Here is a 229-nt window from a genome sequence, read left to right as displayed (position 1 = left end):
TCACTACAGCCGTTCAGCGGCACAGGAAATCAGCCAACAGTTTCCCCGTTTACCCAACCCCGATATGGTGATGTATGTCTACCCGCATCTGGTTGCGGGTAATACGCCGATACCGGGTTACAGCACGGTGTTCCCGTTTTACAGTCAGGTGCAGTATGCCCTGCCGGGTGAACGCACGGAGGCACACTAATGAAAAAACTCAAGCCACTGAACCGCCCCGGCCAGCTGC

Annotated in this window: 1 protein-coding gene; it reads left to right on the top strand. The window is 55.9% G+C overall.

From position 1 onward, the window contains the following. Window positions 1–190 (top strand): TIGR03751 family conjugal transfer lipoprotein (locus Xinn_RS21700; protein ID WP_099137842.1); only part of this gene is annotated, 190 nt, incomplete at its 5' end. Between the last annotated feature and the right edge of the window lie 39 nt (window positions 191–229).

It is taken from the genome of Xenorhabdus innexi (assembly GCF_002632485.1).
Classification (GTDB): Bacteria; Pseudomonadota; Gammaproteobacteria; order Enterobacterales; family Enterobacteriaceae; genus Xenorhabdus; species Xenorhabdus innexi.
The sequence above is the reverse complement of the archived record's forward strand: the minus strand, read 5'-3'. Positions and strand labels throughout refer to the sequence as shown.